We start from the raw sequence: 4475 nt of genomic DNA, 5'->3' as shown, positions 1-4475 counted from the left end.
CGGGCGCCGCCGGCGCGGCCGCGGCGGACGTCGGTGCGGCCACCGCCGGCAACGCCCCCGCCAGCAGCACGAGGGCGCCGGACAGCGCGCGGATGAGGCTTTTCAATGTCGCTCCTGCGAGGGGGGATGGAGGGCAACTGACCGATGCCGCGGACAAGTTACCGGCCGGTCGGCGACCATGGAACCCAGATGGGCACCCACTTTCCCGCCACCGCCCCGACCGCGCGGCGCGGACGGCCCACCCGGCCTCGTTCCCCACGTGCGGCCACCCTGGCGAAACGGCCACGCGCGGGGCCGTCAGCGCCTACCGTGCCCTGGGGGGACGGACCGAACGGGAGGGTGGGGCGGATGGACGAAGAAGAGGACCTGCGGCTGGCGAGGATGACGCCGGAGATCTCCCGCCGCACCCTCACGATGCTGCGCGGACTCGCCGGGCTGGAGCCGCCGGAGCAGGTGCCCGAGGACGCGATGATCGTCGCCGACGCGATCCTGGCCGAGCACGGCACCGACGGGCTGCGCGTCCTGGTGATGACCTTGGCGGCCTGGGCCACGGCCCAGATCGAGAACGTCGCCGAGCTGAGCCGTCGCAGCCACGAGGCGGTCCTCGACGCGATGGAGCTGGCCTGCCTGGAGGCCAACGCCGAGGAATGACCCGCCGCGGGGCGCCACCGGCCGACTTCCGGGAGTCGGCCGCCGCGGCCGCGGAACGCGTGTGCGGGGCCGCTCGTGGGGTAATCGGACAACCGGGTGATGCGCCGCGCCCGGATTCGTCCGCGCGTCGGTCACACTGGGGGTATCGGGGGGCCCTGATCGGAGGCCGTCGTGAGCACACCTTCCCCCATTCGAATCGCCGCCGTCCTCTCCGCCGAATACCGCGGGCGGCTGATGTCCCAGGCGCGCGAGGTCAATTTCCCCGAGGGCGCGAAGATCTTCGAAGAGGGTTCGCGCGCCGAGTCCTTCTGGATCGTGCGATCCGGGACGGTGACGCTCCAGGTCCCGATGCCCGCCGGCCGCCCCGCCCCCGTCGAGAACCTCGGCCCCGGGGAACTCGTCGGCTGGTCCTGGCTCTTCCCGCCGTACACCTGGCAGCTGAGCGCCGAGGCGATGACCCCGGTGCGCTCGTACGAGTTCGACGCGACCGCCGTACGCATGATGATGGACGCCGATCCCGCCTTCGGCTCCGCCATCGGGCACTGGGTCGGACGCGTGCTCGCCATGCGCCTCCAGCAGACCCGCACCCGGCTGATCGACCTCTACGCCCCCCGCACCTCGACGGCCTAGCCCGGCCCGGGCCCGGCACGGCCCGAGCAGGGCCCCCACACAGGCCCCCACACAGGCCCTCGCGGGCGCCCGACACGGCCCCGGGGGGCGGGTCCGGGCCCTGTCCGAACCCGCCCCCGCGCATGTTTCAGCGCGTGTGTTCGGCCGTTTCGGCGATCCGCTCCCCCACAGGTCAGCGCGCCCCACACCGCTGCGGTCTGCATACATTCGCTTACGATCGGTGACGAGAAATGGGGGTGCGAACGAGCGTTCACGGCCCGTGTCGGCAAGACTCCTGTCCGCTATCCGAAACAACCACTCAAGGGAGTTCGAAATGCGGTCCATCGCAAAGGGTCTCGGCCTCGGTTCCGCCGCCATGGCGCTCACCGCTCTCACGGCCCTGGCCTGGCCCGGAGCTGCCGACGCCGCACCGTCCGGGGCGGAGAGCCTGTACGCGCCCTCCGCCCTCGTCCTGAGCATCACCGCCGGGGAGGACGCCACGCACGGCACGGTGATGCGCGCCGTGACGCTCGTCTGCGCGCCGACCCCCGGCGGGACGCACCCGTCCCCGGCCGCCGCATGCGCCGAACTGCGCGCGAACTCCCGCCAGTTGGACGCGGTCGCGGCACCCGGACCGGGCGTCGACTGTACCCGCGAGTGGAACCCGATGACGGTGACCGCGGACGGGGTGTGGCAGGGCCGCCGACTGAGCTACTCGTACACCTTCGGCAACCCGTGCGGCCTGCGGCACACCAGCGGCGCTCTGTTCGGCTTCTGACCCGGCACGACCCGACCGACCGGGCGGCGTCGTGCGACCGCCGCCCGGCATCCGGCCGACGGGCCCGTCCCGCGGCCCCGGCGCCCCGCGCCCGTCAGCCCAGTTCGAGACTCGTCACCCCGTACAGCCCGGCCAGTTCGATCTCCGGGGCGGGCCCGGTGTACATCCGGGCGGCCTCGAACGAGGGGGCCAGCCCCAGACCGGCCAACAGGGCGGTGGCCACCGGATTGACGTCGGGCACGTCGACGGCGACCACCCCGTCGGGAGTGTGCTCCGCGAGCCGGTGCAGCAGGGCGGACGCGACCTCGGGGGTGGAGGCGTACAGCGGGCCGATCCGGGAGGCCCCGCTGCACGGGCGGATCACCCCGAGCCCCTCGATCCGGCCGTCGCGGACCGCGGCCAGGGCGGTACGGCCCGGCAGCCCGGTCCAGGCGGACAGGAAGGCGTCGCGCGGCTCGGGGAAGAACCGGCGGTCGTAGGCGGCGAGCAGCCCGAAGGGCAGCGACGCGGCGTCGACCAGCTCGAACCCGGTGCCGCCACCCGAGCCGTTCGGCTGCGGGACCCCCTCGTAACGGACGTTGTTCCAGGCCGAACGGAACCCGGACTTACGGTAGTTCTCCTGCTGGTCGACCACCCCGTCGAGGCCGACGAGCCGCCCGCCGAGGCGCTCCATCCCGGCCCGCCACAGCCGGATCCCGTACCCCTGGCCGCGGAAGGCGGGGCGGGCGATGTAGAAGCCGATGAACCCGAAGGCGGACCCGTACCGCACGGCCGAGATGCAGGCCACCGGTTCCCCGTCGATCCGGCCGACGAGGAAGCCGGCCGGATCGGCTACCGCGAACGCGAAGCGGTCCGAGTCCCCGGGGTTCCACCCTTCCTCGTCGGCCCAGCGGCGGATCAGTTCCATGTCGGCGGCGCTCGCGCCGCCGATCTCGAATCCCGTCATGTCCGGTGTTGTACCAGACGGCGTACGAGCGGTCAGCCGGCGCAGATCACATCGTCGAGCTTGATCGGCCGGGAGTCGAGGCGCACGTACGCGGTGAAGGTGTCGGTACTGTCCGCCCCCCAGTGGGTGGTGACGGTGGCCCAGCCGACCCCGGCCGACTGGGCGACGGTGACCGCGCCGACCACGATGTCCTGGGGCTCCTTCTGGGCGCAGAGCAACACGTCGGAGTGGGGGGCGTGCGCCTGCTTCTCCTTGAGCTGCTGCGAGACGCGCTGGTCGCGGTCGTACGCGGAGGGGCCGTGGTGGCCGTAGAAGGAGGAGAGGAAGGAACTGATCTCCGTGGCGGAGTGTCGGTGACGGCCGCCCACGGGGGTGGGGTCGGCGACGGCGGCGGTCGGGGCCGGCAGCGCGAGCAGGGCCAGCAGCAGGGCACCGAGGCTGTACGCGGTGGTCTTCATGCGGGATGTGTAACCGCCGGGCGTCTTCGCGGGCAGGGGTGGGCCGCGGATCTCACTCCTGTGGGGGGCGGGATTCACCGCAGGAAGGGCCCTCTCGGACGCGTCGGCCGCGTACGTGCCGTCCCGCCCCGTCAATGCGGTCGCGGCTGCGGGCCGGCCGTACGTAGGGTCGGGGACATGGGGAAGCCGCTCGTCGCAGTGTTCAGTGGGGCCGGGATGTCCACCGACTCCGGAATTCCGGACTACCGGGGGCCACAGGGGTTGTGGCGCCGGGATCCCGAGGCCGAGAAGCTGGTGACGTACGCGTACTACATGGCGGATCCTGAGGTCCGGCGCCGCTCCTGGAAGATGCGCGCCGAAGTCGGGGCCCTGGCACCGCAGCCGAATGCCGCGCATCTGGCCGTGGCCGGGCTGGAGCGCTCCGGCACCCCGGTCCGGGTGATCACGCAGAACGTGGACGGACTGCACCAGCTCGCCGGGATGCCGCCGCGCAAGGTGTTCGAGCTGCACGGGAGCGCCCGGTCGGTGGTCTGCACCGCCTGCCACGCCCGGTCGGGGATGGACGAGGCACTGGCCCGGGTCGCCGCCGGGGAGCCCGACCCGGACTGTCCTGCCTGCGGCGGGATCCTCAAGTCGGCGACCGTGATGTTCGGCCAGCGGCTCGACCCCGAGGTGCTGGCTCAGGCCGTGGCCGTGGCCAAGGCCTCCCACGTGTTCATCGCGGTCGGGACGACGCTCCAGGTGCAGCCCGCCGCCTCGCTGGCCGGGATGGCCGCCGAGGCGGGTGCCCGCCTGATCATCGTGAACGCCGAGGAGACCCCGTACGACTCCCTCGCCGACGAGGTGATCCGCGAGCCGATCGGGACCGCCCTCCCCGCCCTGCTGGCCCGCATCGGCGACCCCGCCCCGGCCCCGGCCCCCGGGGCCCCGGGGCCCCGGGCCTAGACGAGTAAGTCCGAAGTCTTGGTCAGTGGTCGTAGGCGATGAGTGACCTGGTCAGGGGTGTGGCGTTGGCTCGGTTGTGCCAGATGGC

General features: G+C 73.0%; 6 protein-coding genes. 4 read left to right on the top strand and 2 right to left on the bottom strand.

The window, feature by feature from the left end:
• The first annotated feature begins 348 nt into the window (after positions 1 to 348).
• The 3 genes from K7B10_RS34445 to K7B10_RS34435 all read left to right on the top strand — a co-directional run bounded on the left by K7B10_RS34445 (position 349) and on the right by K7B10_RS34435 (position 2038).
• The gene (locus K7B10_RS34445) at positions 349 to 651 is read left to right on the top strand and encodes a hypothetical protein (protein WP_030864982.1); all 303 of its coding nucleotides are present in this window, start codon (positions 349 to 351) and stop codon (positions 649 to 651) included.
• Between the two features lie 171 nt (positions 652 to 822).
• Positions 823 to 1281: a Crp/Fnr family transcriptional regulator gene (locus K7B10_RS34440; RefSeq protein ID WP_229342771.1), complete on the top strand. Its 459-nt coding sequence runs from the start codon at positions 823 to 825 to the stop codon at positions 1279 to 1281.
• Positions 1282 to 1594: 313 nt separating this feature from the next.
• The gene (locus K7B10_RS34435; protein WP_229342770.1) at positions 1595 to 2038 is read left to right on the top strand and encodes a subtilase-type protease inhibitor; all 444 of its coding nucleotides are present in this window, start codon (positions 1595 to 1597) and stop codon (positions 2036 to 2038) included.
• A 94-nt stretch (positions 2039 to 2132) separates the two neighbouring features.
• Here K7B10_RS34435 and K7B10_RS34430 read toward each other — a convergent pair whose 3' ends face one another.
• Entirely contained in the window at positions 2133 to 2984 is an 852-nt protein-coding gene (locus tag K7B10_RS34430; protein WP_229342769.1) for a GNAT family N-acetyltransferase, read from the bottom strand.
• A gap of 32 nt (positions 2985 to 3016) precedes the next feature.
• Entirely contained in the window at positions 3017 to 3442 is a 426-nt protein-coding gene (locus K7B10_RS34425; protein WP_229342768.1) for a hypothetical protein, read from the bottom strand.
• Between the two features lie 177 nt (positions 3443 to 3619).
• Between K7B10_RS34425 and K7B10_RS34420 the strand changes: the two genes are divergently transcribed.
• Positions 3620 to 4387 carry an SIR2 family NAD-dependent protein deacylase gene (locus tag K7B10_RS34420; RefSeq protein WP_229342767.1) on the top strand — a complete coding sequence of 256 codons (768 nt, stop codon included), beginning with the start codon at positions 3620 to 3622 and terminating at the stop codon, positions 4385 to 4387.
• Positions 4388 to 4475: the final 88 nt, after the last annotated feature.

Source organism: Streptomyces flavotricini (assembly GCF_020639365.1).
GTDB classification, from domain to species: Bacteria; Actinomycetota; Actinomycetes; order Streptomycetales; family Streptomycetaceae; genus Streptomyces; species Streptomyces flavotricini.
This window is presented reverse-complemented; position numbering and strand designations above follow the sequence as displayed.

Excerpts from the sequence above, each read along its gene's own strand:
- K7B10_RS34445 (WP_030864982.1), top strand. The coding sequence starts at position 349 with ATGGACGAAGAAGAGGACCTGCGGCTGGCGAGGATGACGCCGGAGATC.
- K7B10_RS34435 (WP_229342770.1), top strand. The coding sequence starts at position 1,595 with ATGCGGTCCATCGCAAAGGGTCTCGGCCTCGGTTCCGCCGCCATGGCG.
- K7B10_RS34430 (WP_229342769.1), bottom strand. The coding sequence starts at position 2,984 with ATGACGGGATTCGAGATCGGCGGCGCGAGCGCCGCCGACATGGAACTG.
- K7B10_RS34425 (WP_229342768.1), bottom strand. The coding sequence starts at position 3,442 with ATGAAGACCACCGCGTACAGCCTCGGTGCCCTGCTGCTGGCCCTGCTC.
- K7B10_RS34420 (WP_229342767.1), top strand. The coding sequence starts at position 3,620 with ATGGGGAAGCCGCTCGTCGCAGTGTTCAGTGGGGCCGGGATGTCCACC.